This is a genomic window from Candidatus Effluviviaceae Genus I sp., assembly GCA_016867725.1.
Classification (GTDB): Bacteria; Joyebacterota; Joyebacteria; order Joyebacterales; family Joyebacteraceae; genus VGIX01.
On sequence record VGIX01000025.1, the window covers coordinates 1 to 26344 of the forward strand.

27 protein-coding genes are annotated in these 26344 nt (G+C 70.3%); all 27 read right to left on the minus strand.

Going from position 1 to position 26344, the window contains the following annotated elements; genetic code table 11:
* Positions 1–436, minus strand: a 436-nt coding sequence (locus tag FJY74_06605; protein MBM3307976.1) for a hypothetical protein, incomplete at its 3' end; no start/stop codon positions are given.
* Positions 437–561: 125 nt separating this feature from the next.
* A complete protein-coding gene (locus tag FJY74_06610) occupies positions 562–2199 on the minus strand; it encodes an arginine--tRNA ligase (protein ID MBM3307977.1) in 1638 nt (545 codons plus the stop codon).
* 10 nt (positions 2200–2209) lie between these two features.
* Positions 2210–3646 (minus strand): alpha/beta hydrolase, encoded by a 1437-nt coding sequence (locus FJY74_06615; GenBank protein ID MBM3307978.1) that lies wholly within the window; start codon positions 3644–3646, stop codon positions 2210–2212.
* Positions 3647–3679: 33 nt separating this feature from the next.
* Positions 3680–7027 carry a PD40 domain-containing protein gene (locus FJY74_06620; protein ID MBM3307979.1) on the minus strand — a complete coding sequence of 1116 codons (3348 nt, stop codon included), beginning with the start codon at positions 7025–7027 and terminating at the stop codon, positions 3680–3682.
* Between the two features lie 52 nt (positions 7028–7079).
* On the minus strand, positions 7080–7922 hold the full coding sequence (locus tag FJY74_06625; GenBank protein MBM3307980.1) for a nitroreductase family protein: 843 nt from the start codon (positions 7920–7922) through the stop codon (positions 7080–7082).
* 22 nt (positions 7923–7944) lie between these two features.
* Complete coding sequence (gene rsfS, locus FJY74_06630; protein ID MBM3307981.1) at positions 7945–8274, minus strand: ribosome silencing factor; 330 nt, start codon at positions 8272–8274, stop codon at positions 7945–7947.
* A 27-nt stretch (positions 8275–8301) separates the two neighbouring features.
* Positions 8302–8769 carry a SoxR reducing system RseC family protein gene (locus FJY74_06635; GenBank protein MBM3307982.1) on the minus strand — a complete coding sequence of 156 codons (468 nt, stop codon included), beginning with the start codon at positions 8767–8769 and terminating at the stop codon, positions 8302–8304.
* Positions 8766–9287, minus strand: a complete 522-nt coding sequence (locus FJY74_06640; protein MBM3307983.1) for a Gx transporter family protein — start codon at positions 9285–9287, stop codon at positions 8766–8768. The genes FJY74_06635 and FJY74_06640 overlap by 4 nt, the downstream gene beginning before the upstream one ends.
* Positions 9288–9294: 7 nt before the next feature.
* A complete protein-coding gene (locus FJY74_06645) occupies positions 9295–9693 on the minus strand; it encodes a NusG domain II-containing protein (protein ID MBM3307984.1) in 399 nt (132 codons plus the stop codon).
* Positions 9681–10673, minus strand: a complete 993-nt coding sequence (gene amrS, locus FJY74_06650; GenBank protein ID MBM3307985.1) for an AmmeMemoRadiSam system radical SAM enzyme — start codon at positions 10671–10673, stop codon at positions 9681–9683. The genes FJY74_06645 and amrS overlap by 13 nt, the downstream gene beginning before the upstream one ends.
* Positions 10674–10687: 14 nt before the next feature.
* Positions 10688–11728 carry an FAD:protein FMN transferase gene (locus FJY74_06655; protein MBM3307986.1) on the minus strand — a complete coding sequence of 347 codons (1041 nt, stop codon included), beginning with the start codon at positions 11726–11728 and terminating at the stop codon, positions 10688–10690.
* A gap of 86 nt (positions 11729–11814) precedes the next feature.
* Positions 11815–12777 (minus strand): prenyltransferase, encoded by a 963-nt coding sequence (locus tag FJY74_06660; GenBank protein MBM3307987.1) that lies wholly within the window; start codon positions 12775–12777, stop codon positions 11815–11817.
* A gap of 1 nt (position 12778) precedes the next feature.
* A complete protein-coding gene (locus FJY74_06665; protein ID MBM3307988.1) occupies positions 12779–13726 on the minus strand; it encodes an RnfABCDGE type electron transport complex subunit B in 948 nt (315 codons plus the stop codon).
* Positions 13727–13805: 79 nt separating this feature from the next.
* Positions 13806–14417, minus strand: a complete 612-nt coding sequence (gene rsxA, locus FJY74_06670) for an electron transport complex subunit RsxA (GenBank protein ID MBM3307989.1) — start codon at positions 14415–14417, stop codon at positions 13806–13808.
* Positions 14418–14420: 3 nt separating this feature from the next.
* Positions 14421–15047 (minus strand): electron transport complex subunit E, encoded by a 627-nt coding sequence (locus tag FJY74_06675; protein MBM3307990.1) that lies wholly within the window; start codon positions 15045–15047, stop codon positions 14421–14423.
* Positions 15044–15757, minus strand: coding sequence for an FMN-binding protein (locus FJY74_06680; GenBank protein ID MBM3307991.1), 714 nt, complete (start codon positions 15755–15757; stop codon positions 15044–15046). Before FJY74_06680 ends, FJY74_06675 begins: the two co-directional genes overlap by 4 nt.
* Positions 15750–16805 carry an RnfABCDGE type electron transport complex subunit D gene (locus FJY74_06685; protein MBM3307992.1) on the minus strand — a complete coding sequence of 352 codons (1056 nt, stop codon included), beginning with the start codon at positions 16803–16805 and terminating at the stop codon, positions 15750–15752. Before FJY74_06685 ends, FJY74_06680 begins: the two co-directional genes overlap by 8 nt.
* Complete coding sequence (rsxC, locus tag FJY74_06690) at positions 16805–18181, minus strand: electron transport complex subunit RsxC (protein ID MBM3307993.1); 1377 nt, start codon at positions 18179–18181, stop codon at positions 16805–16807. The genes FJY74_06685 and rsxC overlap by 1 nt, the downstream gene beginning before the upstream one ends.
* Before the next feature lie 70 nt (positions 18182–18251).
* Complete coding sequence (locus tag FJY74_06695) at positions 18252–19157, minus strand: hypothetical protein (GenBank protein ID MBM3307994.1); 906 nt, start codon at positions 19155–19157, stop codon at positions 18252–18254.
* A gap of 112 nt (positions 19158–19269) precedes the next feature.
* On the minus strand, positions 19270–19590 hold the full coding sequence (locus FJY74_06700) for a hypothetical protein (GenBank protein MBM3307995.1): 321 nt from the start codon (positions 19588–19590) through the stop codon (positions 19270–19272).
* Complete coding sequence (gene nrdD, locus FJY74_06705; GenBank protein ID MBM3307996.1) at positions 19587–22160, minus strand: anaerobic ribonucleoside-triphosphate reductase; 2574 nt, start codon at positions 22158–22160, stop codon at positions 19587–19589. The genes FJY74_06700 and nrdD overlap by 4 nt, the downstream gene beginning before the upstream one ends.
* A 338-nt stretch (positions 22161–22498) precedes the next feature.
* Positions 22499–22969, minus strand: coding sequence for a dCMP deaminase family protein (locus FJY74_06710; protein MBM3307997.1), 471 nt, complete (start codon positions 22967–22969; stop codon positions 22499–22501).
* 33 nt (positions 22970–23002) lie between these two features.
* A complete protein-coding gene (locus FJY74_06715; protein MBM3307998.1) occupies positions 23003–24295 on the minus strand; it encodes a serine hydroxymethyltransferase in 1293 nt (430 codons plus the stop codon).
* Positions 24283–24738 carry a ribose 5-phosphate isomerase B gene (gene rpiB / locus FJY74_06720; GenBank protein ID MBM3307999.1) on the minus strand — a complete coding sequence of 152 codons (456 nt, stop codon included), beginning with the start codon at positions 24736–24738 and terminating at the stop codon, positions 24283–24285. The genes FJY74_06715 and rpiB overlap by 13 nt, the downstream gene beginning before the upstream one ends.
* Entirely contained in the window at positions 24735–25217 is a 483-nt protein-coding gene (locus tag FJY74_06725; protein ID MBM3308000.1) for a low molecular weight protein arginine phosphatase, read from the minus strand. The genes rpiB and FJY74_06725 overlap by 4 nt, the downstream gene beginning before the upstream one ends.
* A gap of 85 nt (positions 25218–25302) precedes the next feature.
* Positions 25303–25941 (minus strand): threonylcarbamoyl-AMP synthase, encoded by a 639-nt coding sequence (locus FJY74_06730; protein MBM3308001.1) that lies wholly within the window; start codon positions 25939–25941, stop codon positions 25303–25305.
* The coding region (locus FJY74_06735) for a phosphoribosylamine--glycine ligase (GenBank protein ID MBM3308002.1) at positions 25938–26344 on the minus strand (407 nt) is incomplete at its 5' end. The genes FJY74_06735 and FJY74_06730, both read right to left, overlap by 4 nt.

The window sequence follows — 26344 nt, forward strand, 5'->3', positions numbered from 1 at the left end:
GCGCCTCCGCCCTGTTCTGCGACTGCGCCACGCTCACGCCGACGAACTCGATCCGGCGGTCCTTCGCCGCGAGCCCCCTGGGCACGGGCTGCTCGGGCTCGGCATCCGTCCGGCCGCCTCGGGCCGCACCGCCAGCCGCCGCGCCCGTCCCCGAGCGCGCCTCCCCCGCCGCCGCGGGCGCCGGCGACTCCGCGCCCACCTGCGCGATGCTGATCTTGCGATGGTCGATCGCGATGCCCAGTTTCGCGACCAGGACGGACTCGACGTCGCGCGCGATCTGCTTCGCGCTGCGCTCGGACGACGAGACGACGTGCACGGCCAGGATGCGGCCCACGTCGTCCGCGACGATCTTCGCGCTCCGCACGTCGCGAAGCGCCCCGAGCGCCTGCTCGACGGACTCCAGCGGGAAGACCCGGTCTCGCCCCTTCAGAAGCAATGCCCCATCCTCCGGTTCGCGCGCGCCTGGGTGCGGTGTTCACACCGGCGGGGCAATCCCACACGAGATAGTTCGTTCCGGCGAGCCGGATTGTCAAGCACAAACCCGCGCCGCGCTGCCCGAAGCTACATCCGCTCCGGCGCCGACAGGCCCAGAAGCAGGAGCCCGCTGCGCAGAACGGTCTTCGTCGCCTCGGACAGGAAGAGCCGCGCGGCCGTCTGCGCGGGGTCGTCCGTCACGATGCGGTTGTTGTGGTAGTACGAGTGATACGCCGCCGCGACCTCGCGCAGGTACGCCGTGAGACGATGGGGCTCCCGCGCCCGCGCCGCGCCATCAACGAGCGCCGGGAAGTCCGACAGCCGCAACACCAGCCTGCGGGCGTCTCCCGCGCTCACGTCGCCGAGGACGGCCTCCTCAGGCGACGGCACGGCGTGCCCGCGGTCTTTCGCGAACCGGATGAGGCTCGCCACCCGCGCGTGCGCGTACTGGACGTAGAAGACCGGGTTCTCCTCGGTCTGCTGGCGCGCCAGGTCGAGGTCGAAGTCGAGGTGCGCCGACTGCGTGCGCATCAGGAAGAAGAACTTCGCCACGTCCACGCCCACGTCGTCCACGAGCTCGCCGAGCGTCACGAGCCGCCCGGCGCGCTTCGACATTTTGAGCTGCTTGCCGCCCTCGATGAAGTTCACCTGCTGGACGATCTGGATCTCGAGCCGCGACTGCGGGTACCCGAGGATCTCGAGCGCCGCGTGCACCTCGGCCACGTGCGCGTGGTGGTCCGGCCCCCACAGGTCGATGACCGGGTCGAACCCGCGCGCGAACTTGTCGAGGTGGTAGGCGACGTCCGGCAGAAGATAGGTCGGCTGCCCGTCGCTCTTCACGATGACCTTGTCGTCGTTCGTGCCGTGCGGCGTGGTGCGAAGCCACACCGCGCCGTCCTGCTCGAACGTCTCCCCGCTCGCCACGAGCCGCTCGCGCGCGGCGTCCACCGCCGCGCCCAGCTCGGACTCGTAGAACCAGCGGTCGAACCGGACGCCGAACCGCTCGAGGTCGGCCTTCTGCTGCGACACGATGGCCCGCACGGCGGCCGCCTTGAGGAACGCAAGGCGCTCGGGACGCGGCATCGCCAACACGTCGGGCCGTTCGGCCGCGATCGCCGCCGCCACGTCGCACAGGTAGTCGCCGTGGTACCCGCCCTCGGGGATCTCGAGCGGCTCTCCCCGGCTCGCCCGGATGCGCGCCTCGACCGAGAGCGCGAGCTTCTCCACCTGCTGGCCGCCGTCGTTGACATAGTACTCGCGCTCGACCTCGACGCCGGTCCCCGCGAGCAGGTTCGCGATGGCATCGCCCACGGCCGCGGCCCGCGCGCTCACGATGTTGAGCGGCCCGGTCGGGTTCGCGCTCACAAACTCGACCTGCGCGCGCGCGCCGCGCCCCGCGTCCGAACGACCGTACGCCCCGCCGCGCTTCACCGCCTCCCGCAGCACGCGCTCGTACCACGCGGCGGCAAGCCGGAAGTTGATGAACCCGGGGCCCGCCACCTCGACCGACTCCACGACGGACGGGTCGCGATCGAGCGCCGCGACGATCTCCGCCGCGAGCTCGCGCGGGTTCCTCCCGAGCTCCTTCGCCAGCGCGAGCGCGACGCTCGTCCCCGCGTCCCCGTGCGACGGGTCGCGCGGCGGCGTGACCTCCGCCCTGTCGGCCGGAAGCCCGAGGCTCGCGAGCGCGCCCGCGAGCGCCTGCTTCAGCTCCTCGAAGAACACGCCTCGCCCCCTACTTCGGACCGAACCGCTCGAGGATCCAGTCGCCGATGAGACCGAGCACCTCGGGCGCGATCGTCTCGGGGATCTTCGGGTACTCCGACGGCAGCCCCGTCGTCGCCGTCTGGAACATGTGGTTCACGCCGTCGGACGTCCGCACGGTGTGGTCGGCATTGCCGCCGCGCGCGAGGGCCGCCTCCAGCGGCGCGCGGTTGGCCTCCGGCGAGATCTGGAGGTCCTTGCCGCCGAAGAGCGCGAGCACGGGGCACCGCACCTTCTCGAGCGCGGGCGCCGGATCGTGCGCGAGGAAGAACCGGAACCACGGCGTGACGACCTGCCTGATCTGACCGTCCACGAACGCGTCGAGCGACTCGGCAAGCTCGGCCTGCGCCGCCTCGGGCAGCTCCGCCACGCCCTGCTTGAGCACGGCGCGCAGCCGCTCGGTGGCCGCCGCGTTGTCCGGCTCCGACTTCAGGACCTCGAAGACCGCCTCCTGAAGACGACGCCCGCGCTCGATGCCCTCCGGCGTCTCCCCGCTCGCCTCGCTGATCCGCCGCGCCTGGTCGTACAGCACCTCCTCGCCGACGATCCCGGGCGGACCCAGCATCACGACGAACGCGACGTCCTCCGTCTCCGCGGCGACCATGGGCGCGATGAGCCCGCCCTCGCTGTGGCCCAGGAGTCCGATGCGGCGCGCGTCGATCTCCGGCCGCGTCCGCAGGAACTCGACGCCCGCGCGCACGTCGTCCGCGAGGTCCCTGCTCGTGGACTGCGCCACGTTGCCCTGCGACATGCCGACCCCGCGGTCGTCCACGCGCAGGACGGCGATGCCGCGCTTCGTCAGGTTGTCGGCCAGCACGAGGAACGGCCTGTGGCCGTAGGCGGTCTCGTTCCTGTCCTGCGGCCCGGAGCCGGAGATGAGGAGCACGGCCGGGAACGGCCCGTCTCCGTTCGGAGTCGTGATGGTCCCGCCGAGCGTGATGCCCGCGGCCGCGTTCTGGTAGGTCACCATCTCCGACCGGTACAGAGATACCATCGGGGGCGGGTCCTGCGGCCTCACGACGACCGGGCCGGCCGCGGTCCGCTCGAGGGCGAGCGGGAGCTCGCGCCCGGCCTGCGTCCACACGCCGGCGATGTGCTCCCCGTCGTCGTCGAGCTCGCCGTCGAACTGCCCGAGGACCGCCGGCACGCTGAACCGCACCGCCCGACCGTCCAGGACGGCCTCTCGGACCTGAATGCCCTCGGCGCCCTGGTCCGGACTCGCCAGCGTGGCAGAGTACGCTCCGCCGTCCGCAGCGGAGACCGTGAATACGACGCGGAGCGCCGCGCCGTCGGCGTCGAGTGTTCCCTCCCAGACGCCGGCGAGCCCGCCTGCCTCGCCTGCCGCAGCCGGGATCGCGAGCAGCGCCAGCGCCGCGACAAGCCAGCCGACGCCCCTGTGCCGCATCATCGTCGCACCTCCCTCCGTGATCCTCCGGTCCGGCTACCTGTCCTCGAGCCTGAGCCCCATCCCGCTCCGGTCGGGGTACTCCGGCTTCGGCGGCGGCGTGAACGACCGCTGCGCCAGCTCGTCGAGCATCTGCCGGATGGCGACGTCGAGCTGCGGGTCCTTCCCGCCCACCATGAGCGCCGGGTCGTCCACGACCTCGATGTCCGGGTCCACGCCGTGCCCCTCGATGCCCCACGTCCCGTCGAGGTCCACGAACGCGAACGACGGCGCCGTCGCGACCGCGCCGTCGATGAGCCCCGGCCCCCCGCTCAATCCCACGAGCCCGCCCCACGTCCTCGTCCCGATGAGCTTGCCGAGCCCGAAGTGGCGGAACAGGTACGGGAAGTGGTCGCCGCCCGACCCGGCCGAGCCGTTGATCAGCATGCACTTCGGTCCCTGGTGGGAGTCGTAGGGCCACGCGTACACCTCGTCGGAGTCGCGCTGGACCCAGTAGTTCGTTGTGGGACGGTTCAGAAGTTCGATGAACCGCGCCGGGATCTGCCCGCCGCCGTTCCATCGCTCGTCGATGATGAGCGCATCCTTCTGCCGCTGCGCGAGGAACTGCCGCACGAGTTCGTTCTGCCCCTCGATGCCCGTGTCGGGAACGTGGATGTACCCGACGCGCCCGCCGGTCCGCTCGTCCACGAAGCGCCGGTTCGCGGCCACCCACGCGCGGTACCTGAGGTCCCCCTCGCCGTCCAGCAGCTTCACGACGACCTCGCGCGCCCTGTCGTGGGGCGCCGGCCGCTCGCTCAGCGTGAGCTTGACGACCTTGCCGGCAAGCCCCTGGAACGCCGCCCACGGGTCCTTCGCCGGGTCGAGGGGCACGCCGTTGACGGCGAGCAGGTAGTCGCCCTCCTTCGCGTCCGTCCCGGGCCGGCTCAGCGGGCCGCGGCCGTCCACGTCCCACGGGTCCGCCGCGACGATGCGCGCGATCCGATACGCGCCGTTCTCGAGCGCGAAGTCGCATCCCAGCATGCCGACGGAGAGCGCCGGCGCCCACTCGCCGCTCTCCCAGTAGTACGCGTGCCCGACGTTGAGCTCCCCGATCATCTCGCCGATCAGGTACCCCACGTCCTGCCGGGACGCGCAGTCGGGGAGCATCGCCTCGTACTGCCGCCGGACGCCCTCCCAGTCCACGCCGTGCATGCCGGGATCGTAGAAGAAGTCGCGCTCGATGCGCCACGCCTCGCGCAGGATCTGCGCCCACTCCTCGCGCGGGTCGATCTCGGCCGTCATCCCCGCCGTGGACACCGCGTCCTTCATGCTCTGGTCCGGCCTCGCGTCCACGATGGCCATGCCGGACTCGGAACTCACGAGGAGCTTCGAGCCGTCAGCCGTCATGGCGAAGCCGTCGGCGGGCGCGAGCACGGTCTTCTCGTGCTCCTCGTCCTCGTCGTCGAGGTCCGCGAGACAGATGGACGCCTTCACTTCCTCCTTCCAGGGCGGATAGCGCAGGTACACGAGCTTGCCCTCGTCGCTCACGTGGAGGTTGGCGAAGATGCCCTTGTCCACGGGCAGCGCGACCGCACGCGCCTCGAAGCCCTCCAGGTCGATCCTCACGGGCTCGGGCTTCTCGTCGTCGTCCTTCTCTTCGTCGTCCTTCTCGCTCTTGCCCGCGTCCTTGTCCTTGTCCTTGCTCTTGTCCTTGCCCTCGTCTTTGCCCGCATCCCACTCCTCCTCGTCGATCTCCGGCGGAAGCGGGGCCGGCGTGTCCTTCGTGAGCGGGACGACGCACAGCCGCTCGGTCTCCGAGTAGACCCAGGTTGTCCCCTCGTCGGCGTAGATGGGGTCCGACTGGTCTCGCGTGCTCGCGAAGTAGAGGTACTTGCCCTCGCGGTCGAACACGGGCCACGAGTCGCTGCACACGCCGCTCGTCGCCTGGTGGACCTTCCCCTTCGAGACGTCGTGGAGCCAGATCGCCGAGCGGCCGACGACGCTCTTCACCGGACGCCACCACGCGATCCAGTTGGAGTCGGACGACCACGACACGGGGACGGGGTTGGCGCCCGGGAGCTTGTCCACGAGCTTCGGGCCGCCCTTCTCGACGCCGACCACGAAGAGCCCGCCCGTCTGGTCCCAGAACGCGATGGACTTCGAGTCCGGAGACCATGTCGGGAAGTAGAGGAAGCGGCCGGGACCGAAGTCGGTGAGGCGCCGCGTCTCGCCCGTTCCGTTCGACTGGGTGACGTAGAGCTCGTACTCGCCCGTCGCGTCGGAGAAGTACGCGATCCACCTGCCGTCGGGGCTCCACGCCGGGTCGCGCTCGGCCGCGCCGCTCGTGCGCGTGAGGTTGAGCGGCGTCCCCTTCTTCGCGGGCAGCGTCCAGAGGTCGCCGCGCGCCTCGGCGGCCACGCGCTTCGCCTGCGGCGAGATGTCGAGGCCGCCCATCGTGGCCGACGCGTCGAAGGACTGCGGGCGCAGGCGCGGGCGGTCACCCGGGATCGTCACCGACACGACGCGCGACTGCTCCGTCGCGAGATCGAGAAGCCGGAGATCGGAACCGTGCTGGTAGACGATCTCGCCCTGTTCGCGGTCGCCCGGGCCGGCGGATGCCCACTTCACGTCGTGGTCGGCGTGAAAGGTGATCTGCCGCCGCTGGCCGGTCGCCGTGTCGTACACCCAGATGTTGAGCCGGTGCTCGGGCCCCGCGTCGGAAACGTAGAACACCCTCGAGCCCTGCCACATCGGCACGCTGTCGCTTCCCTCCCAGTCCGTGATCTGCTTCGACGCGTGCTCCACGAGGTCGAAGAGCCAGACGTCGCTCGCGCGCCCGCCGCGGTAGCGCTTCCACGTGGAGAAGTCGTTCGACTCGGGGGTGTACGCGAGCCACCGGCCGTCGGCGCTCACGGTGGCGTTCGCGCCGTACGGCACCGGCAACGGCTCGGACAGCCCTCCCGAGGGACGCACCGACCGCACCTCGGCGACGTTGGGATTCCGGCCCATCCCCCACGCGGAGAAGATGATGCGTCCGTCGGGCGTCCAGTCCGAGATGATCTCCGTTGCCGGATGGTGCGTGACGCGCACCGGCGTCCCGCCGCCGACGGGAAGCGTGTAGATGTCCCGGATCCCGTCGTAGCTGCCGAGGAACGCGATGGTCCGGCCGTCGGGACTGAACTTCGGGAAGTTCTCCGCTCCAGGCGGGCTCGCGAGCGGCGTCGCCACGCCGCCCTCGCGCGGCACGAGCCAGAGGTCGTTCGCGTAGCGGAACACGATGTGGGTCGCTGACACGTCCGGATTGCGGAGCATCCCGGCGTGCGGCTCGACGGCCGAGGCCGGGGCCGCGAGAGCGAGCGCGGCAAGGAGCGTCACGAACGCCGCGCCGAAGCACCTCGACGACATAGACCATCCTCCATGTCCGTGACCGTTCCCCACCGCGCGCGGGGGCTCGGATCTACCAGCGGTCCTTGTGGACCCGCCCTTCCTCGTACTGCGTTCTCGGTTCCTTCTCCTCCGCGGGATGTCCGACCGAGACCATCGCGACCGGCACGATCGCCTCCGGGATCCCGAGAATCTCCCTCACGGGGTCCATCCGCTCCGGGTTCGGATGGCACCCCAGCCACACGCCCCCCAGGCCCAGCATCGAGACCGCGAGGAGGATGTTCTCCGTCGCGGCCGCGGCGTCCTGGTCGTAGTACCTGTCGGAGATGCCGGGGTCGCCGCAGATGACGATCGCGAGCGGCGCCTCGTGGAGCATCCGCCAGAACGTGCCCGTCTCGGCGAGGCGGTCGAGCTTGCCCCTGTCCGTCACGACCACGAAGTGCCAGGGCCTCAGGTTCTTCCCGGACGGGGCGGCCATGCCGGCTTCGAGGAGCATCCGCACGTGCTTCTCGCTCACCGGGTCGCACGTGTACTTCCTGATGCTCCGCCTGGCGAGGATCGGGGCGACGCCGGTCGGCTGCGCGAGGTCGCCGAGCCGCACGACGAGCTCGCCCACGTGCCGCTCACCGAGCGGCAGCGCGACGACGAGGTGCGGCACGCCGTTCAGGCTTTCGATCTGGCGCACGGGGCGCCCCAGCTCGAGCGCCTTCCGCGCCGTGCATCCGGGGTGCGGCGCGGCGTCACCGGCGAACGCCTCATGGCAGGTCCGGCCCCCGACCTCGGCGAGCGTCATCCCCACGACCTTCTCCATGTGCGGGCTCAGCCACACGACCTCCATGTCCCTCGTCAGGACCATGATGTCCACGGCGTCCGAGTCCGCGACGGCCTGCGCGAGCTTCTCGAGATGTTCGTTCATCGGTTCCCCCCGGCGATAGGCGTCACTCGTCCTCGTAGCGTTGGATCTTCGCGTCTCCCCAGAGCCGCTCCAGCTGGTAGTAGTCGCGCGTCTCGCCGTCGAACACATGCACGACGACGTTGATGTAGTCGAGCAGCACCCACCGTCCGCCCTCGCGCCCCTCGAGGTGCCACGCCTTCTCGCCGGACTCGAGGAGCCCGTCCTCGATGGCGTCCGCGATCGCCCGCACGTGCACGTCGCTCGTGCCCTCGCAGATCACGAAGAAGTCGCACGCGGGGCTTAGGCCCCTCAGGTCGATGGACACCACGCCCTCGGCCTTCTTGCTGTGGGCGAGCGCGGCGATGCGGTTCACGAGTCTCTTGGCCGACTTGTACAGAGCCTACCCTCCGAGGCGCACCGGCCTCACGTGCTTGCCCTCGCGCTCGGCCTCCTCGGCCGACACGATCCTCGTGATCACGACCTGCCGCTTCTCCGCCTTGCGGAGCCTGAGGTCGTACGCCCACACCGCCACGAACGAGACCGCGAGGCACGCGACGGCCAGGACGATGGGAAGCGCCGCGTCCGGAGCGCCCCCCGCGATCGCGTTGCCGACGGCGAACCCGATGATCGTCGCGAGCACGGGCACCATGTACACGGCGAACGCCGCCGCGATCACGCGGCCCTCGGCGATCTCGACCTCCACCGCGTCGCCGGCGGCCGCGCCCGCGGCGTTGCGTGCCAGAAGCAGGAACTGCTTGCCATCCTGCCCCATGAGGCACAGGCCGCACCGGTCGCAGCTGCCCGTTCCGGGCATCGCCACGACCGCCGCGTCCCCCTGGACCGAGACCACACGGCCGATCTCTCTCATGCGAAAGCGCTCCTCCACGTGCCGACGTGGCGACCGAGCTTGTCCAGCGCGAACCGGGCCGCGAGACCGGTCGCGAGGCCCGTGACCGCCGAGATGAGGAGCGCGGCGGGCACGAGCCGCGAGACGGCGCCCGCGAAGAGCCACGCGACGATGGACAGCTGCGCGAGGTTGTGACACGCCGCCCCGACCATGCTGACGCCGACGACGCTGAGCGGCGGCGTCCCCCACCGCGCGGCGGCCCCCATGCCCAGGGCCGCGGCGAGCCCGCCGCCCATCGACAGCGCGAAGGCCGGCCCCGCGATGGTCCCGGCGAGCGCCGAGGCGACGAGCACGCGGAGCGCGGTCACGGCCACCGCCGCCCGCACTCCCATCGTGGCGAGCGCGAACAGCGTCACGATGTTCGAAAGCCCGAGCTTGAGGAAGGGAAGCGGAGACGGGAACAGGCCCTCCGCGGCGTACAGCACGAGCGACGCCGCGACCAGCGTCCCGACCGTCGCGAGACCGCGCGAGGCGCTCATCCGCTCCCTACCGCGTTGTGGCATCGATCCGGTCTCCGCCCGCGCCCTGCACGGTGACGATCACACGGTTCGGAACGCAGACGACGGTCCCGCCCCGATTCCTGACGGGTCCCATGCGCTCGCAGACGTGCTCCCGGCACGGGGACGACATCACGCTCACGCTCCCTCCGGCGACGACGACCACCGTCACGCCGAGCGGCCCCTCGACATCGTATCGCGCGTCCTCATCCAGCCGCACGACGCGCGTGCCGCCCGGCCAGCTGATCCGCGCGTGCCCTCCCGCACCGCCTCTCCACGTCGCCGCAAGGAGCACGACGCCGCCTCCGACGAGGGCGTAGAGCACGACCCGGTCCGCCCGCGTGAGCAGGGCGGCCGTCCGCCGCAGACCGGTCATCACGAGCACCACACGATGTCCGCGGCCCTCCCGCACCGCCTGCAGTTGCGGCCCGACAGGCCGACGATCGACGTCTGATGGCCGGTTCGCCGCACGAGCAGGTTCCCGCACACCGGGCAGTGCGTGTGGCTTCGTTCCTGCCGCCCCGTGTTCCCGAGATAGACGTAGTACAGCTTCTCGGCCGCGATGTCCGCGGCGCGCGTGAGCGTCGAAAGCGGCGTCGCGGGGACGGTCATCCGGTGCTGCGGGAAGTACCTCGAGAAGTGGAGCGGGATCCTCACGTCCACGCCGGCGACGAACCGCGCGAGCTCGCGCGTCTCGTCCGGGGAGTCGTTGAGCCCGGGGATGAGCAGGTTCGTGACCTCCACGTGGCAGGCCTCGGCGGCGATCCGGATCGTCCGCAGGACCGACTCGAGCCCGTCCACGCGGCAGTGCTCGCGGTAGAACCCCGGCCGCATCGACTTGAGGTCCACGTTCATCGCGTCGACGAGCGGCAGAAGCTCCCTGAGCGGCCTCTCGTTGATGACGCCGTTGGTGACGAGGACGTTCTTAAGGCCCCTCTCGTGCGCGAGCGCCCCCGCCTCGAGGATGTACTCGAACCACACGAGTGGCTCGGTGTAGGTGTACGCGATCCCGAAGGACCCCGACTCGACCGCGATGCGCACGAGCTCGAACGCCGGAAGGGGGCTCGTGCGCGCGGGCTCCTGCGAGATCGTCCAGTTCTGGCAGAAGTCGCACCGCAGGTTGCAGCCGTTGCACGCGACGGACAGGATCTCGCGTCCCGGACAGACGTGGTACAGGGGCTTCTTCTCGATCGGGTCCATCGCGAGCGACACGCAGCGGCCGAAGTTGTCGGCCTGAAGCGCCCCCCCGCGGTTCACTCTCCCGAGGCAGATGCCGTGGCCGCCCTCCGGGATGACGCAGGACTGCGGGCAGAGGAGGCAGTGCGCGCGCCCCTCTCCCGCCGGCTCCCAGTGTGCAGCCTCGGCCATGCTCCCCCCGGACCCTACGTCTCCTCCGCGAAGCGCTCCGCGAGACCCGACGACACGAGAACGCGGTCCACGTCGTCCTGCCCCGTGACGATGACGCCTTCCACGCCGTCCAGCGTCTCGATGAGCTCCATCCCTCGCTCGGCTCCCAGAACGAACACCGCCGTGGAGAGAGCGTCCGCGTCGATGGCCCGCGCCGTCACGACGGTCACGCTCATCACGCCGTGCGCCGGCTGTCCCGTCTTCGGGTCGAGAATGTGGTGGTAGCGCCGGCCGTCCACGACCGTGAAGTGCTGGTAGTCCCCCGAGGTCGCGACGCTCCCGCGCTCGACGAACAGCGTGCCCAGGATGCCCTCGCGGCGCGGGTGCTTGATGCCGACGCGCCACATCCCGCCGCGGGGCGGCGCGCCCAGGAAGCCGATGTTGCCTCCGGCGTCCACGATGCCCGACTGGATCCCCCGCAGGCGCAGCGCCCGCACCGCGCGGTCGACCGCGTGCCCCTTGGCGATGCCGTCGAGGTCCAGCGACATCCCGAGCGGGACGGTGAGCGTTCCGGCGCCCGCGTTCAGCGCGAGCTTCGTGTAGTCGACCTTCGGAAGGGCGGCGCTCACGGCGGACCGGCTCGGGACGCGCATCCCCTCGGGCCCGAGCCACAGCGCGACGAGCGGAGCCACGGTCACGTCGAAGGCCCCGCCCGAGACCCTGCTGAAGTGCAATGAGCGCTCGATGACGGAGGCGAGCTCGCCGCCGATGCTCACGCGGTCGCCGGTCCTGCCGCCGGCGTTGATCCTGGAGATCTCGCCGGACGCCGCGTGGCGGCTCGTGAGGGACTCCACCCGCTCCATCTCGGCGAAGGCCGCCTCGATGGCCCCGCGGCCGCGCTCGGAGTCGTTCGTGAACACGGTGACGGAGACGACCGTGCCCAGGAGAAGCCGCTGGTCCTCAAGCCTCGCCGGCCCGGCGGCGCCGCCACGCCGCACGGCGTACGTCGCCACGAGCGCAACGACGAGCGCGAACCCAAGGATCTCGAGGAGGAGCCGCCTCCGCTCGCCCGTCACCCGGTCCCCCAACGCGCCATGCCCATGTCCCGCCGCAAGGAAGCGAAGTGACGATACCACGCGGGGATGCCCAAGTCAAAGGGGGGTCAGCCGCCGGCGGCCACCAGCGCCGAGAGGGCGATGACGACGCCGAGCACGGCGTGGAGCTTGAGAGCGGCCCGCTGCGCCGCGGCGAGGTCGGCCGGTCGAGCGTGCCGGGACCAGCAGTCCACGACGACGGTCCGCGCCAGGCCGAACGCGAGCACGGCGACGAGCGTGAGCGGGATGAGAGACGCCGTGAAGACGGCGAGGAACAGGCTCGCGAAGGCGAGCGTCGTGAGCGCGAGAACGCCCCAGCGACCGGCCGCGCGGGCGCCGACGCGCGTCACGAGCGTGGCCTTGCCCGCCGCCGCGTCGGGCACGGCGTCCACGATCTCATTGACCCAGAGAACGAGCGCGACGGCGAACGAGAGCGGCAGGGACGCGACCACGACCTGCCACGAGACCGTGCGCGCCTGCACGAAGTACGCGCCCACGACCGGCAGCACGCCGAAGAGGAGCGCGACCGCGACCTCGCCGAGGCCCCTGTGCGAGAGCTTGAGAGGCGGCGCCGTGTAGAAGTAGCCTCCCAGAACGCCGACGACCCCGAGGACCAGCGCCAGATTGCCCGGCAGGACCGCGTTGAGCCACAGGCCGAGGCCGGCCGCCGCCGCGTAGCAGGCGATCGCGCCCGCGAGGAATGCCCCGGCCGGTAGCGCGCCGGCCTGGATGAGTCCCGAACCGCCTGAGAGCGAGCCGTGCCTCGGGTTCACGCGGTCGGCCGCGCTGCGGTCGTCGTGGTACTCGTTGGCGAGGTTGGAGGCGATGTGGATGAGGAGCACGGCAAGGAGCGTGACGGCGAACCGCCCCGAGCTCCAGACGAACCCCTCGGGCCGAAGCCAGAACGGCAGCGTCGAGCCCACGAGCACCGGGAGGATCGACACGGGCCAGAAGTGGACCCGCGTGGCCAGGAGGATCCGGAGCGGCGTGCCCGGGCGTCCTTGCCGTCCCGCCATCTCGCCGCGCGCCATGTCAGGACCTCTCCTTCTGCGGGCCGAGGGCCCCGACCATCGTGATCGCCCGGGTCGGGCAGACGTCGAGGCACAGCCCGCACCCGATGCAGGCCCCGCGCGAGACCTCGTGCCGCTGTCCGGGCTCGCCCGTGATCGCCTTGACCGGGCAGACCTCCTTGCACCGGCCCTTTCCCTCGCAGCGCGAGCCGATGAGCGCCTTCGGGCGGACCTTCACCTCGTCGATGATCGCCTTGGTCGGGCACACGGCCGCGCAGATCCCGCAGTTCGTGCACTTCGTGTAGTCGATGACGGCGAGGTTGTCGTCCATGCGGATCGCGCCGTGGGGGCACTTCTTCACGCACAGCTGGCAGGCGATGCACGCGACCGAGCAGACCTTCTTCGCCGCCGGGCCCTTGTCGTGCGACGAGCACCGAACATGGACCCGCATGTCGCGCGGCGCGAGCTCGATGATCCCGACGGGGCAGGCCTCGACGCACTTGCCGCATCCCGTGCAGCGCTTCGCATCGATGCGGACGCGTCCTTCCTCGTCGATCGCGATGGCTCCGAAGGGGCAGACCGAGCGGCAGGTGCCGAGGCCCAGGCATCCGAAGATGCACGCCTTGGGATGCCCTCCGACGAGCAGGGCCGCCCGGCAGTCCTCGATCCCCTCGTAGGTCACGCGCTGGACGGACGTGGATGCGCCCCCTGCGCAGTGCACGACGGCGACCTTGGGAACGAGCTGCGCGTGCTCCGTGCCGAGGATCTCGGCGACCTTCACCATCGTCTCGTTCCCGCCGGGCGGGCAGACGGCGCCCTCCGCGACGTCGCCCTTCACGGCGGCCTCCGCGAACCCCTGGCAGCCGGGGAACCCGCAGGCGCCGCAGTTCACCCCGGGGAGCGCCGCGAGCACCTTCTCGACCCTGGGGTCGCGGCGCACGGCGAACACGCGGGACGCGTACGCGAGCATCGCGCCGAACGCGGCGGCAAGCCCGGTGAGCGACACCACGGATCTCGCAAGGACCGACTGCACTCCGTCCTCCTGCCCTCTACCCGACCCGGAGCCCGGTGAAGCCGAGGAACGCTATGGCCATGAGCCCCGCGATGACGAACGTGATCGGGATGCCGCGCATCGACTTCGGGATCGCGTCGAGCTGGATGCGCTCCCGGATGGCCGCCATGAGCACGAGCGCCAGCGTGAACCCGACGCCGGCAGCGAATCCGTGCACGACGGTGTAGATGAAGCTCGCGTTCCGGGCGATCCCCGTCACCATGAACTCGTCCACGTTCACGACGGCGACGCCGAGCACCGCGCAGTTGGTCGTGATGAGCGGGAGGTAGATCCCGAGCGACCTGTGGAGCGCGGGCGCCGTCTTCTCCATCACCATCTCGACGAACTGCACGAGGGTCGCGATGACGAGGATGAAGGCGATCGTCCTCAGGTAGACGATGCCGAGCGGGACGAGGAGGTACGTGTACACGAACCACGTCGCGAGCGACGCGAGGGTCATCACGAAGATGACGGCCATGCCCATGCCCACCGCCGAGTCCAGGTCCTTCGAGACGCCGACGAACGGGCACAGCCCGAGATAGCGCATGAGCACGAAGTTCGAGACGAAGATCGCGCCGACCACAACGGCGAGCAGATGACCGAGGTCCATCGCCTACCCCTTCGGGTTCCGGGCCGCGTCCGCCTTCCGCGCCGCCCTGGCGTCGAGCACGTTGAGGTACCCCATGAGGAGGCCCATCGTGATGAACCCCCCGGGCGCCAGGAGCACGAGCAGCACCGGCTGGAACTTCGGGCCGAACACCATGTACCCGAACAGCTTGCCGTCGCCGAGGACCTCGCGGATCGTCCCGATGACGACGAGCGCGAGCGTGAAGCCGATGCCCATGCCCACGGCGTCCAGGATCGACGCGCGCAGGCCGCTCTTCGCGGCGAACGCCTCGGCCCTGGCCATGATGATGCAGTTCACGACGATGAGCGGGATGAAGATCCCGAGCGACTTCGAGAGCTCGGGAAGATACGCGCCCATGACGAGCTCGACGATCGTGACGAAGCTCGCGATCACGATGATGAAGCAGGGAATGCGCACCCTCGCCGGGATGAGCTTCCTGAGAAGCGAGATCACGACGTTCGACCCGAGGAGCACGAAGGTCGCCGCGGCGCCCATGCCGAGGCCGTTCTCGACCGACGTGGTGACGGCGAGCGTGGGGCACAGCCCGAGGGCGAGCCGGAACACCGGGTTCTCCCGGTAGACGCCCTTCACGAGCTCCCGCATGGAACTCATGGCGCCGCCTCCGTCGTCGACGTCGGGACGCCCGGCTCAGCCCGAGCCGCCGTCGCGCCCTGCTCCGCCGCCTCGACCGGTGCCACGATCGAGCGGAGCATCGCGATGCCCCGCCGCACGGAGCCGGTCACGGCCTCGGAGCTGATCGTGGCGCCCGTGACGGCGAGCACGCCGTCGTCGGCCCGGCTCTTCACGACCCTGAGCCTGCTCTCGTCGCGCCCGTCGAACTGCGCCTGGAACCAGGGCCTGAGCCCCTCCTCGCCTACAGCCTTCCCCGCGAGCATCTGCCACAGCGTGTTCCTCGAGGCGACCTCCTGGATCTTCGTGCCCAGCCCCGGTGTCTCGCGCTGCGAGATGATGCGGATGCCGGTGACGGCGAACGCGGTGTCCACGCCGACCATGGTGGCGATGGTGCTCGAGTAGCCCCTGCCGTAGGCGACGAACGTGTACCCGGCCGCCTCCGTCGACCCCTCGGACGGGTACGCCGCGTAGCACACGAAGCGCGCCCCGTTCATGACGGAGTCGGTCTCGACCCTCTCGAACACAGCCCCCTCGACCTCCGGGAGCACCTCCCTGCGGGCGGCCTCCTGCTCCTCGAGGTCGTAACGCTCCTTCACCTCGCGCGTGGCCTGGTAGGCGACGGAGAGCGCCACGCTCGCGGCGCACGCGATGACGGTGAGGGTCCCCGCGAGCTTCAGGAAGTCACGCACGCTTCCCGACCTCCCCGAAGCGCCGCGGCCTCGTCGTGCGGTCGATGAGCGGCGTGGCCACGTTCATGATCAGGATCGAGTAGCACACGCCCTCGGGGTAGCCGCCGACGAGCCTGATGACGCTCGTGAGAAGCCCGCACCCCACGCCGAAGACGAGCATGCCCTTCGGCGAGACGGGCGACGTCACCATGTCGGTCGCCATGAAGAACGCCCCGAGCATGAGCCCGCCCGCGAGCACGTGGAAGAGCGCGTTGCCCGTGAAGAGCCCGTCGGGCCCGCCGAAGATCCAGGCCAGGGCCGCGACCGTCGCGATGTAGCTCACCGGGATCCGCCAGCCGATGTACCGTTTGAACATGAGGTAGGCGGCGCCGATGAGGAGCAGGAGCGCGGAGGTCTCGCCGATGCACCCGCCGGTGTTTCCGAGGAACATGTGCATCGCCGTGTCCGGCGAGCCCAGGTCCGCGAGCACCTCGCGCGCCTGCGCGAGCTGGTGCGTGGACGACGCCGGGTCGGCGAGGATGGCGCCCGCCGTCCGCCAGACGCCGAGCGGCGTCGCCTGCGTGAGAACGTCCACGCCCTGAAGCGGCGCGCCGGAGAGCGTGCCGGCCCTCGCCGCGGCCCACGCCGTCGTCATGTGGACCGGCCACGACGCGGTGAGGAACGCGCGCCCGGCGAGCGCCGGGTTCAGCACGTTGTACCCCAGGCCGCCGAAGACCTGCTTGCCGATGGCTATGGAGAAGAGCGACCCCACGAGCGGCATCCAGAGCGGGACGCCCGGGGGCAGGTTGAACGCGAGGAGCAGGCCCGCGACGAGCGCGCTGCCGTCGGCGACGGTCACCGGGACGCGCCGCATGCGCTGGATCGCCGCCTCCGTCGCCAGCGCGGTCACGCACGAGATGAGGACGATCAGAACGGCGCGCAACCCGAAGAAGTAGATCGAGCCCGCCAGGGCCGGCACGAGGGCGATGACGACGCCGTACATCACCTTCTCGACGGACACGCCCTCGCGGAGGTGGGGCGACGCGGACACGACCAGACGCTCCGGCATCAGGCCCGGCCTCCCCTCTCCGCGGCCGCCGCGGCGGTCCTCTCCGCGGCCCGGGCCGCCGCCTTGCGCCGCTCGGCGCTCAGGTACTTGCCCAGCTTGAAGCTGTGCACGAGCGGCCGCCTGGACGGGCAGACGAACCCGCACGACCCGCACTCCATGCAGTCCTGAAGCCCGGCGGCGACGGCGTCGTCCGTCTTCCCCGCCGCAACGAGCTTCTCGAGCAGCGTCGGCACGAGCTTCATCGGGCAGGTCTCAACGCAGTTCCCGCAGCGCAGGCACGGATCGGGAGCCCTCCAGTCGATCTCGTCCGGAGCCAGGAGGAGCACTCCCGACATCCCCTTGACCACCGGCACGTCGAGGGTCGCCTGGGCGACGCCCATCATCGGGCCGCCCGAGATGACCTTCGCCACCTCCCCCGTCGCCCCGCCGGACTGCTCGACGAGCGAGGAGACGAGGGTGCCGATCCGCGCGAGGTAGTTCGCCGGACGCGCGAGCGGGGTTCCCGCGACCGTCACGACCCGTCTGACGAGCGGCATCCCCAGGTGGCACGCCTCGTACACCGCGAACGCCGTGCCGACGTTCTGCACGACGACGCCGACGTCCATGGGAAGACCGCCCGAGGGCACCCTGCGCCCGGTGAGCGCGTCGATGAGCTGCTTCTCCGCGCCCTGCGGGTACTTCACCTCGAGCGGGACGACCTCGATGTCGGCGCCCGCCGGCGCCGCGCCGCGCATGGCCTGCACGGCGTCCATCTTGTTGGCCTCGATCCCGACGATGCCCTTGCGACACCCGAGGGCCCGCATGATGAGAAGGAGCCCCTTCACGATCTCGGCCGGTCTCTCGAGCATGAGCCTGTGGTCCGCCGTGAGCCACGGCTCGCACTCCGCCCCGTTCAGCACGGCGAGATCGATGGGCTTCGACTCGGGCGGTGACAGCTTGACGTGCGTGGGGAACGCCGCGCCGCCGAGCCCGACGACGCCCGCGTCGCGGACGGCGCGGCGGATGTCCTCGGGAGACAGCGAGTCGGGATCGCCTGGGGGCCGGACGGACTCGTGCCGGCGGTCGGCGCCGTCGCCCTCGATCACGATGGCGGGCCGCTCGCTGCCGAGCGGGTGCGGGAATCGCCCGACGGCCGCGACCTTGCCCGAGATCGGCGCGTGCACGGGGACCGACACGAAGCCGCTGGCGTCGCCGATCCTCTGCCCGACGAGGACGGCGTCGCCGATGCGAACGCACGGCTCGGCCGGCGCGCCGAGCGACTGCCCGAGCGGCACGACGGCGCGCTCGGGCAGCGCGGCCTCGGTGATCTCGAGGTGCCTGGTGGAAGCCTTGCGTGTCGGCGGATGCGCTCCGCCGGAGAACGTCCTCAGCCTCAGGTCAGGACTCCCGGGTCAGCGTCCCGGCCCGCCCCGGCCGCCGCGTGGCCGCCGGGTCGGGCGCACGGCGCTAGGACTGAAGCTCGATGACGAGCTTCGACTTGATGCCCATCTCCACCGTGCCGGACGCGGCGGCGGACGCGACGGAGGCACCTTCGCCTTTGAGCGTCATGTTCGAGTTGCTCGAGCTCCAGACGACGAGACCGTCCTCGGTCGAGATGAGCATGGTCCCATCCGTGGTCCCGCGCCCGGACATGAGCCACACCTCGCCGCCCTGCTCGGCGCGCCCCTCGAACTCGAAGTTCGTGACGCGCCGGATCTCCGCGCACGGGATGTCGTACCTGCGCTTGAACCCCAGCACGGTGTACGTGGACTCGCCCACGAAGTCGCGGTCGGCCCGCGTCGTGATGGTGGGGATGTTGTACGGCTCCGTCCAGGTCATGCCGACGGTCAGCGGCTCGGCAGGCAGGCTCGGAAGCACGTCATAGAGGAGCATGGCGAACTGACCCGCTCCGGACTCCAGCACGGCCTCGCCGGACAAGCCCGCCCAGCTCTCGATGGCGCCCGCCGGGGAGAGCGTGAACTGCAGCACCTTGCCCCTCAGGGTCGCGACGTCCTTGTCGGCCATCATCTGGTCGCCGACCGTGCGGGACCCGGCGGCGTAGTCGAAGCGCATGTCCATCTCGACCTTTTCGTCGCCGGCCTTCGTGATCGTGCACGTGGTCCGGAGCTCATGCGACGTGGCGATCGACTGCTCGTAGCCCACCCGCTTCACGCCGGACTGGCTCTCGACCTTGAAGCGGTACTTCATCGTCTGGCCCTGCTCGAACGAGCGCGTGACGGCCACCGGCGTGCCGGAGGCGTCCACCGCGGCGGTCCCGCCTCCCCCGCCCGCGGCGCAGCCGATGACGAGCCCGGACGCGGCAATGAGAACGACATGCGCCGCGATCGAGAACGAGACGATACGCGTGTTCATCCCGAGGCCTCCTTTCGGGCCGCCGGGCGCGCCGCTTTCCCGCGCGCCAGACGGGCAGACCCGTACCCGGAGTCTACCACAGACACAGCCCTGCCGCACAGGTGGTTCCCGCCTAGGGGAGGGCGACGTCCGCGGGCGCGTCCTCGCCGTCCTGCGCGGGCACGGTCGCCCCGAGAGCCGCCCTGAGTTCCAGCGACGTCGGCGGCCGGCGGACCCACCGCGCGACCTCCGAGTCCGAATCCTCGAGGATGATGGCCGGAATGTCGCGGACCTCCCGCATGGCGGCCTCGACGAGGCCGTCCTCCGTGGAGGTGTTGTGCGTCTCCCGCTCAACGCGGTCCGAGGCGTTCCACCTCGCCAGGAAGAACTCGACCTTCTCGCGCGCCTTCTTGCAGGCGTCGCACCCGTCCTTGACGAAGTAGACGAGCTTCATTCGATGCGGCTCCTGTGACGGTCGCCCAGCTCCGCCTGCTTGCCGACGTTCCAGCCCGACACCTTCGAGAAGTACCCCGTGACCCGCGTGATGCCGTCGACCTGCACCGAGCCGCAGCGCGGACAGGAATCCACGAGGCCTCTCATGACGCGAAGGCACCTGTTGCAGGTGGTGAACTCCGGAGAGAACGCGATCTGGGCGTTGCCCGTGCTCGCGAAGGTCCTCTTGACGAAGCTCGCGACGGCGCGCTTGTCGGGACGGCTGTCCGCGATCCACACGTGCGAGAGCGCCCCGGCTTCGATCATGTCGTGGAACTTGCCTTCCTTCTTGACCCGCTCGATGGCGCTGATCGGGTGCGACACGTTCAGGAAGGTCGAGTTCGTGTAGTACACCTCACCCGTCGCCGTGTTGCCCTTGACGACCCTCGCCGCCTGGATCGGGAAGTGGTCGAGGTCCAGCTTCGCCATCCGGTAGGCGCACGACTCCGCCGGCGTCTGCTCGAGCACGAATCGCATGCCCGTCTCTGCCGACGCCCTCTCGCACGCGAGCTTGAGGTGCGCGACGATCCGGAGCCCGAGCCTGAACGCCCGTTCCGACTCGTGCAGCTCCTCCCCCGTGTGGCTCTGCACCGCCTCGTTGAGGCCGAGGAGGCCGATGAGGTGCGTCACGCGGTGCATCCTGAGGTACGGCTGGCCGTCGAGCCGCATGGTGAGCAGCGCGAGCGGCCCGTGGTCCCCCATCGCCAGCAGGTTCTCGATGATCTCCCGCTTCTGCTGGTGCGCGGCGACCGCGACGGCCAGGAGCTGATCGAGCTTCTCGATGAGCTTCTCGTCGCTGCCCTCCGCCGCGTACGCGGCGCGCGGGAGATTCAACGTCACGTTCTGCAGCGCCGAGTACCGCATCCGCCACGGCTGTGCCGCGTCGTCGAGGTCGGACTGCTCGAGCTTGAACGACAGCCTGCAGCACTCGGAGATCTTGGCCGTCTCGCCCCGGTCGAACACGAAGTACGTGTTGCCCTTGTCCGCGGCCACGTCCGAGATGTGCAGCAGGAAGTCCTCGTGACCCGGCGTGCGGAAGAACTCGTCCGTGATGTGCACGAGCGGCTTCGGGAAGAAGAAGGGCCGGCCCGTGCCGTCGCCCTGCTTGTAGATGTCGAACAGGGCCATCGCGAAGCGCTGGGCCTCGCGCTGGTAGTCGCGGTAGGTCTTGCCGGTTTCCCTCCCGCCGGGACCGATCGCCGGGACGGACTCGAAGTGCTTCGGCGTCTCCCAGTAGATGTTGATGTCGCTGAAGATCGCCTGCCCGCCTCGCGCAACGCTCTGCTGCGAGTACTCGAACACGAGCATCTCGGCGAGCTGGTGGACGTCCCGGTCCGAGAGACCCTCGAGGAACGGCGAGAAGAACACGTTCACGGCGTCCCAGCCGATCGCACCGGCGAAGTGACCCTGAAGCGCCGCCGAGAACTTCACCATGTGCGCGAGGAGAATGTCGGGATGCTTGGCCGGCTTCGCGATCGAGATCGCGTTCGGCAGGTGCAGCCCGAACTTCTTCACGTACTCGAGCGACTGCCCGGAGCAGTACGGCCGGTCGAAGAAGCCGAGGTCGTGAAGGTGGATGTCGCCGCGCGTGTGCGCGTCGGCGACGTCCTGCGAGAACACCGCAAGAAGCGCGTACTGCTTCTTCACCGCCTCGGCGAGCGTCATGTTCGTCGCCTCGGGGTTGTGCGGGATGTTCGCGTTCTCCTTGTTCGGCATGAGGATGATGCGCTCGGCGTCGTACAACGGCACGCCGAGCCGCGTGTGCTTCCGCCGCGCGGCCTCGAGCCCGTGCTCGACGAGCTTCGCGTCCACGAGCTCGCGGATGAGCGGCGCCGTGATCACGCTCGTCTTCGAGAGGACGATCTGGTCCTCGACCTCGCGGCTGATCTTCTCGGCGACGTCGACGCTGACGTCCGCTTCCCTCACGAGGGTCTCGACGATCTTCTCGCGGTCCCAGACGATCATGTCGTCCGCGGAGGTCCTCACGAAGAGCGCGAGATCGGTCGCATCCACCGACCGCGCGGCGCCCATGCGCTCGAGCCCGGGGAGGTCCGCCCGGACCTCCTTCCGCCGAACCCTCGCCCGCTTGTCCCTGTAGAGGATGAAGGCCTTGGCCGTCTTGGCGTGGCCGCGCTCGATGAGGACCTTCTCGATGGAGTCCTGTATCTCCTCAACCTGCGGCAGGTTATCGCCTCTCTCGGAGTAGAGGTACAGGAGAACCTCGTCTGTCAGGCGCTCTGCGGTCTCCCGGTCCCTGCCCCCCACCTCCTGGGCGGCCTTGAAGATGGCCTCGGTGATCTTCTTCCGCTCGAACGGGACGATCGTCCCGCTGCGCTTCCTCACGAGGCGGAAGAGCCTGCTCGCGAGTCGGCGGTGCAGACCGAGGATCTCCTCCTCGTCCATCACGAACCGCAGACGACTGGGAAGCGCGTCGTCCTGGGCCGGCTCCGTGCCCGCGTCCACGGTAGCGTCGGTCATCGTCTCTGCCGCTTCCTGGTCGACCAGGGACATGTCGTCGTTCACGGTCGGCATGCGTCGGACTCCACGTTCGCAGTCAGTGCCCCGACTCGCGCCGTCCACGAGCGCGCCGGGCGATCGTGGACCTCGTGTTCGGAGATGGTCAGATTCTGATTGGGGTTGCCTGTTCGGAAGGGACGCTGCGCACGACCATGTCGTCGCTCCATCCGCGAGCCCGCCTCCGTCATGAGCGAGCGGCATGGTAGCAACGCGGCTCGACGCGTGTCAACAACGAATGCGGTGGAATCGCGTCGCGCGCGAAAGCGAGTGGCGGGAGCGGTCACCGCGGCGAGGCAGGCGCACTTACGGCCCCGTCGCCACCGGCGGCGAAACCGCCGCCGGCGGAGGCGGGGTCACGGCCGCGGCGCCCTCACGGCGTCGTCGAGGGTGACGACCTCGATCGCGGCCTGCGCCAGCATGTCGGCCGCGAGCTCGTCGGGATAGCCGTCGTCGGTCACGACGCGGACGATGCCGGCGTTGATGATCATCTTCGCGCAGACCGAGCAGGGGTGATGCGTCGTGTAGATCGTCGAACCGGCGATGACCGTCCCGTGGTTCGCGGACTGGATGATGCCGTTCTGCTCCGCGTGGATCCCGCGGCACAGTTCGTGCCTCTCGCCCGACGGGACCCTGAGACGCTCGCGCACGCATCCGGTCTCGGAGCAGTGAGGCAGTCCCGCGGGCGCTCCGTTGTACCCGGTCGCGAGGATCCGCCGGTCCTTCACGATGACCGCGCCGACCTTCCGCCGAAGGCAGGTCGCCCGCCCCGCGACGAGGCGGGCGATGCTCATGAAGTACTCGTCCCACGAGGGGCGCTGCGTCACCGACTCCGCTCCCCGGGCAACCGCGAAAGCGCCCTAGCTAGGCCTCTTCTCGCCCTTCACGAGCGGGAAGGCGGCGCACAGCTCCTCGACCTCTTTCCTGACAGACTGCAGATTCTGCTCGTTCTCGATGTCCGACAGCGCCCGGTCGATGAGCCCGACGATGCGCTCGATCTCGGCCGCGCCCATCCCGCGCGTCGTGAGCGCGGGCGTGCCGACGCGGATGCCGCTTGCGATGAACGGCTTCTCCGGATCGAAGGGGATCGTGTTCTTGTTCACCGTGATCCCCGCCTTCTCGAGACCGAGCTCCGCCGCCTTCCCCGTCACGTTCTTCTGACGGAGGTCGACGAGCATGAGATGCGTGTCGGTCCCGCCGGACACGAGACGGAACCCGTGACGCTTGAACGCCTCGGCCATGAGCTTCGCGTTCTCGACGATCTTCCTCTGGTACTCGCGGAACGCCGGCTGCGACGCTTCCTTGAGGCACACGGCCTTGCCCGCGATGACGTGCATGAGCGGCCCGCCCTGAATGCCCGGGAAGACCATCTTGTCGATGTCGGCCGCGACGGCCTCCCGACAGAGGATCATGCCCGCCCGGGGCCCACGGAGCGTCTTGTGCGTGGTGGTCGTCACCGCGTCGGAGTGCGGCACCGGACTGGGGTGCATCCCCGCCGCGACGAGCCCGGCGATGTGCGCCATGTCCACGACGAGCCTCGCCCCCACCGCATCCGCGATCTCGCGGAACGCCGCGAAGTCGAGCGTGCGCGGGTACGCACTCGCGCCGGCCATGATGAGCTTCGGGCGCTTCTCAAGCGCGAGCGTCCTGAGAGCGGCGTAGTCGATGACCTCGGTCTTCTGATCGACGCCGTAGTGGACCACGTCGAAGAACATCCCCGAGAAGCTGATCGGGTGTCCGTGCGTCAGGTGTCCGCCGTGCGACAGCTCGAGACCGAAGTACCGGTCGCCGGGCTTGAGGAGCGCGAAGTAGACGGCCATGTTGGCCTGGCTGCCGGAGTGCGGCTGCACGTTGGCGTGCTCCGCCCCGAAGAGGGCCTTGGCGCGCTCGATGGCCAGCCTCTCGGCCCTGTCGACGAACTCGCAGCCCCCGTAGTAGCGCCCGTTCCGCTCCCAGCTCAGGCTCCCGTCCTTCTTGCGGAAGAACGGGTAGCCCTCGGCGTACTTGTTCGTCATGACCGACCCGACCGCCTCCCGGACCGCCTCGCTCGTGAAGTTCTCCGACGCAATGAGCTCAAGCCTGTCGGTCTGCCTGCGCACCTCTCCCTCGATCGCCTCGAAGACCTCGGGGTCGACCTCTCTCAGTCCTGCCATCGCTCCACCTCCTCAGTTCTCATCAGCTTCTCGACGCGCCGGGCGTGCCGCCCGCCCTCGAACGCCGTCGCAAGCCACTCGTCCACGATCGCGAGCGCGTCGCGCTCGCTCACGAACCTCGCCGGCAGACACAGCACGTTGGCGTCGTTGTGCAGGCGGGACAGCCGCGCGATCTCGGCGTTCCACGCCAGGGCTGCCCGCACACCGGCGACCTTGTTCGCCACCATGCACATCCCCTGACCCGACCCGCAGACCAGCACGCCGCGCTCGGCCTCGCCCGCCGCGACCGCCCGGGCCGCCGCCTCTCCGAAGTCCGGGTAGTCGCACGGTTCTTCGCAGGACGCGCCGAAGTCGGTGGCCTCGTCGGCGCGCCCCTCGAGATGCCGCTTCACGGCTTCCTTGAGGGCGTAGCCCGCGTGGTCCGACGCGAGAGCGATCTTCATGGCTCCTTCTCCTCGGCCAGCGCGACGATCCTGGGGAGCGCCGCTTTGAGGTGCTCGGACAGCATCCGGTGCACCGCCTCGTACGCCGTCCGCCCTCCGCCGACCGGATCCGGCACATCCCGCCGCCCCGCGCCGGCGAACTCCGACAGGAGGAACGTGCGCGCCCGCGCGTCCGGTGCGAGGGCGACGATCTCCTCTTCGTGCTCGCCCGTCATGGCGAGGATGAGGCCGGCGTCCCTGATCGCGCCCCGGTCGAGCCCGCTCGACCGATGGCCGGAGATGTCCGCGCCGTGCGCTCGCGCAACGTCCTGCGCGAGGTCCGTCGCCCGCGCCCCCTCGATGCCCGCCGTGCCCGCCGAGCTCACCGTGAGCCCGCAGGCCTCGCCTTGCCCGCCGGCGAGGAGCGCTCTCAGGATGCCCTCGGCCATGGGACTGCGGCACGTGTTGCCCGTGCAGACCATGAGGACGTGAAGCGACATCGTCTCCTCGCGGAGCGGCAGGCGTGCGCTGCAACGATCGGGGAACGGGGTGAGTCTAGGTCGGCGGCGCAGGCCCCGTCAAGGCTCATTGCCCCAGCGCCTTGCGGATGTCCGCCTGCAGCACCGTACCCTCGCGGAGCACGGGCGCGCCCGGCCGCGTGAGGTCCACGATCGTGGTGGCCGCTGCGGCGCCCGACGGGTGCGAGCGCACGACGACCTCGAGCCAGTCGCGGAGCTGCGCGGCCGCGTCGTCGGCCGTTCGCGGGGGCGGCCGGCCCTCGACGTTCGCGCTCGTGCCCGTGATGGGCTGGCCGACGAGCGCAAGGAGCTCACGGACGACCTCGTTCCGCTCGATGCGAACCGCGATCGTGCCGGTGCCCGACGTCATCTCGAGCGGCACGCGCGTCGAGGCCGCGAGCACGTACGTGAGGCCCTTCCCCCCAAGCCGCCACTCGAGCTCCCTCGCGGCCCGCGGGATCTCAACGACGAGGGGCTTCACCATCTCGAAGGAGTCGCAGAGCGCGATGATGGGCTTCGTGCGGTCGCGGCGCTTGGCGGAGAACACGCGCGCGACGGCCGCCGGGTTGAGCGCGTCCGCGGCGAGCGCGTAGTACGTGGTGGTGGGCACGACGACGAGGCCTCCCGCCTTGACGGCGAGCGCCGCGGGCGCGAGGCGGTCGCGCATCGACTCGTCGCTGCTGGTGGTGAGATCGATCGTCCTCATTCGTGCGCGGGCGTCCTGAGCGCCCGGTATCCTATGTCCTTCCTGCAGTGCGCGCCGTCGAACGAGATCCTGCAGACGGCCTCGTAGGCCTTGCCCACCGCCTCGGACAGGTCGGCGCCCACGCCCGTCACGCCGAGAACGCGCCCTCCGGCCGTGACGAGCCGTCCTTCCTGCGCCGCCGTGCCGGCGTGGAACACGACGACACCTTCAAGCCCGGCCGCCGACTCGAGGCCGAGGATCTCCTTGCCCTTCTCGTAGCACCCCGGGTAGCCGCCGGATGCCATCACGACGCAGGCTGCGGCGCCGGGGCGCGCGCCGACCGACGACGGAGCGAGTTCGCCTCGAGCCGTCGCGATCATGATCTCCACGATGTCTGCGTCCAGAAGCGGGAGCACCGCCTGCG

Excerpts from the sequence above, each read along its gene's own strand:
- FJY74_06700 (MBM3307995.1), bottom strand. The coding sequence starts at position 19,590 with ATGAAGCTCGTCTACTTCGTCAAGGACGGGTGCGACGCCTGCAAGAAG.
- amrS (MBM3307985.1), bottom strand. The coding sequence starts at position 10,673 with ATGGCCGAGGCTGCACACTGGGAGCCGGCGGGAGAGGGGCGCGCGCAC.
- FJY74_06730 (MBM3308001.1), bottom strand. The coding sequence starts at position 25,941 with ATGAGGACGATCGATCTCACCACCAGCAGCGACGAGTCGATGCGCGAC.
- FJY74_06665 (MBM3307988.1), bottom strand. The coding sequence starts at position 13,726 with ATGCTCGCGTACGCGTCCCGCGTGTTCGCCGTGCGCCGCGACCCCAGG.
- FJY74_06685 (MBM3307992.1), bottom strand. The coding sequence starts at position 16,805 with ATGCCGGAGCGTCTGGTCGTGTCCGCGTCGCCCCACCTCCGCGAGGGC.
- FJY74_06695 (MBM3307994.1), bottom strand. The coding sequence starts at position 19,157 with ATGAACACGCGTATCGTCTCGTTCTCGATCGCGGCGCATGTCGTTCTC.
- FJY74_06625 (MBM3307980.1), bottom strand. The coding sequence starts at position 7,922 with ATGAACGAACATCTCGAGAAGCTCGCGCAGGCCGTCGCGGACTCGGAC.
- FJY74_06675 (MBM3307990.1), bottom strand. The coding sequence starts at position 15,047 with ATGAGTTCCATGCGGGAGCTCGTGAAGGGCGTCTACCGGGAGAACCCG.
- rpiB (MBM3307999.1), bottom strand. The coding sequence starts at position 24,738 with ATGAAGATCGCTCTCGCGTCGGACCACGCGGGCTACGCCCTCAAGGAA.
- FJY74_06660 (MBM3307987.1), bottom strand. The coding sequence starts at position 12,777 with ATGGCGCGCGGCGAGATGGCGGGACGGCAAGGACGCCCGGGCACGCCG.
- rsxA (MBM3307989.1), bottom strand. The coding sequence starts at position 14,417 with ATGGACCTCGGTCATCTGCTCGCCGTTGTGGTCGGCGCGATCTTCGTC.
- FJY74_06715 (MBM3307998.1), bottom strand. The coding sequence starts at position 24,295 with ATGGCAGGACTGAGAGAGGTCGACCCCGAGGTCTTCGAGGCGATCGAG.
- FJY74_06725 (MBM3308000.1), bottom strand. The coding sequence starts at position 25,217 with ATGTCGCTTCACGTCCTCATGGTCTGCACGGGCAACACGTGCCGCAGT.
- FJY74_06620 (MBM3307979.1), bottom strand. The coding sequence starts at position 7,027 with ATGTCGTCGAGGTGCTTCGGCGCGGCGTTCGTGACGCTCCTTGCCGCG.
- FJY74_06640 (MBM3307983.1), bottom strand. The coding sequence starts at position 9,287 with ATGAGCGCCTCGCGCGGTCTCGCGACGGTCGGGACGCTGGTCGCGGCG.
- FJY74_06615 (MBM3307978.1), bottom strand. The coding sequence starts at position 3,646 with ATGATGCGGCACAGGGGCGTCGGCTGGCTTGTCGCGGCGCTGGCGCTG.
- FJY74_06635 (MBM3307982.1), bottom strand. The coding sequence starts at position 8,769 with ATGAGAGAGATCGGCCGTGTGGTCTCGGTCCAGGGGGACGCGGCGGTC.
- nrdD (MBM3307996.1), bottom strand. The coding sequence starts at position 22,160 with ATGCCGACCGTGAACGACGACATGTCCCTGGTCGACCAGGAAGCGGCA.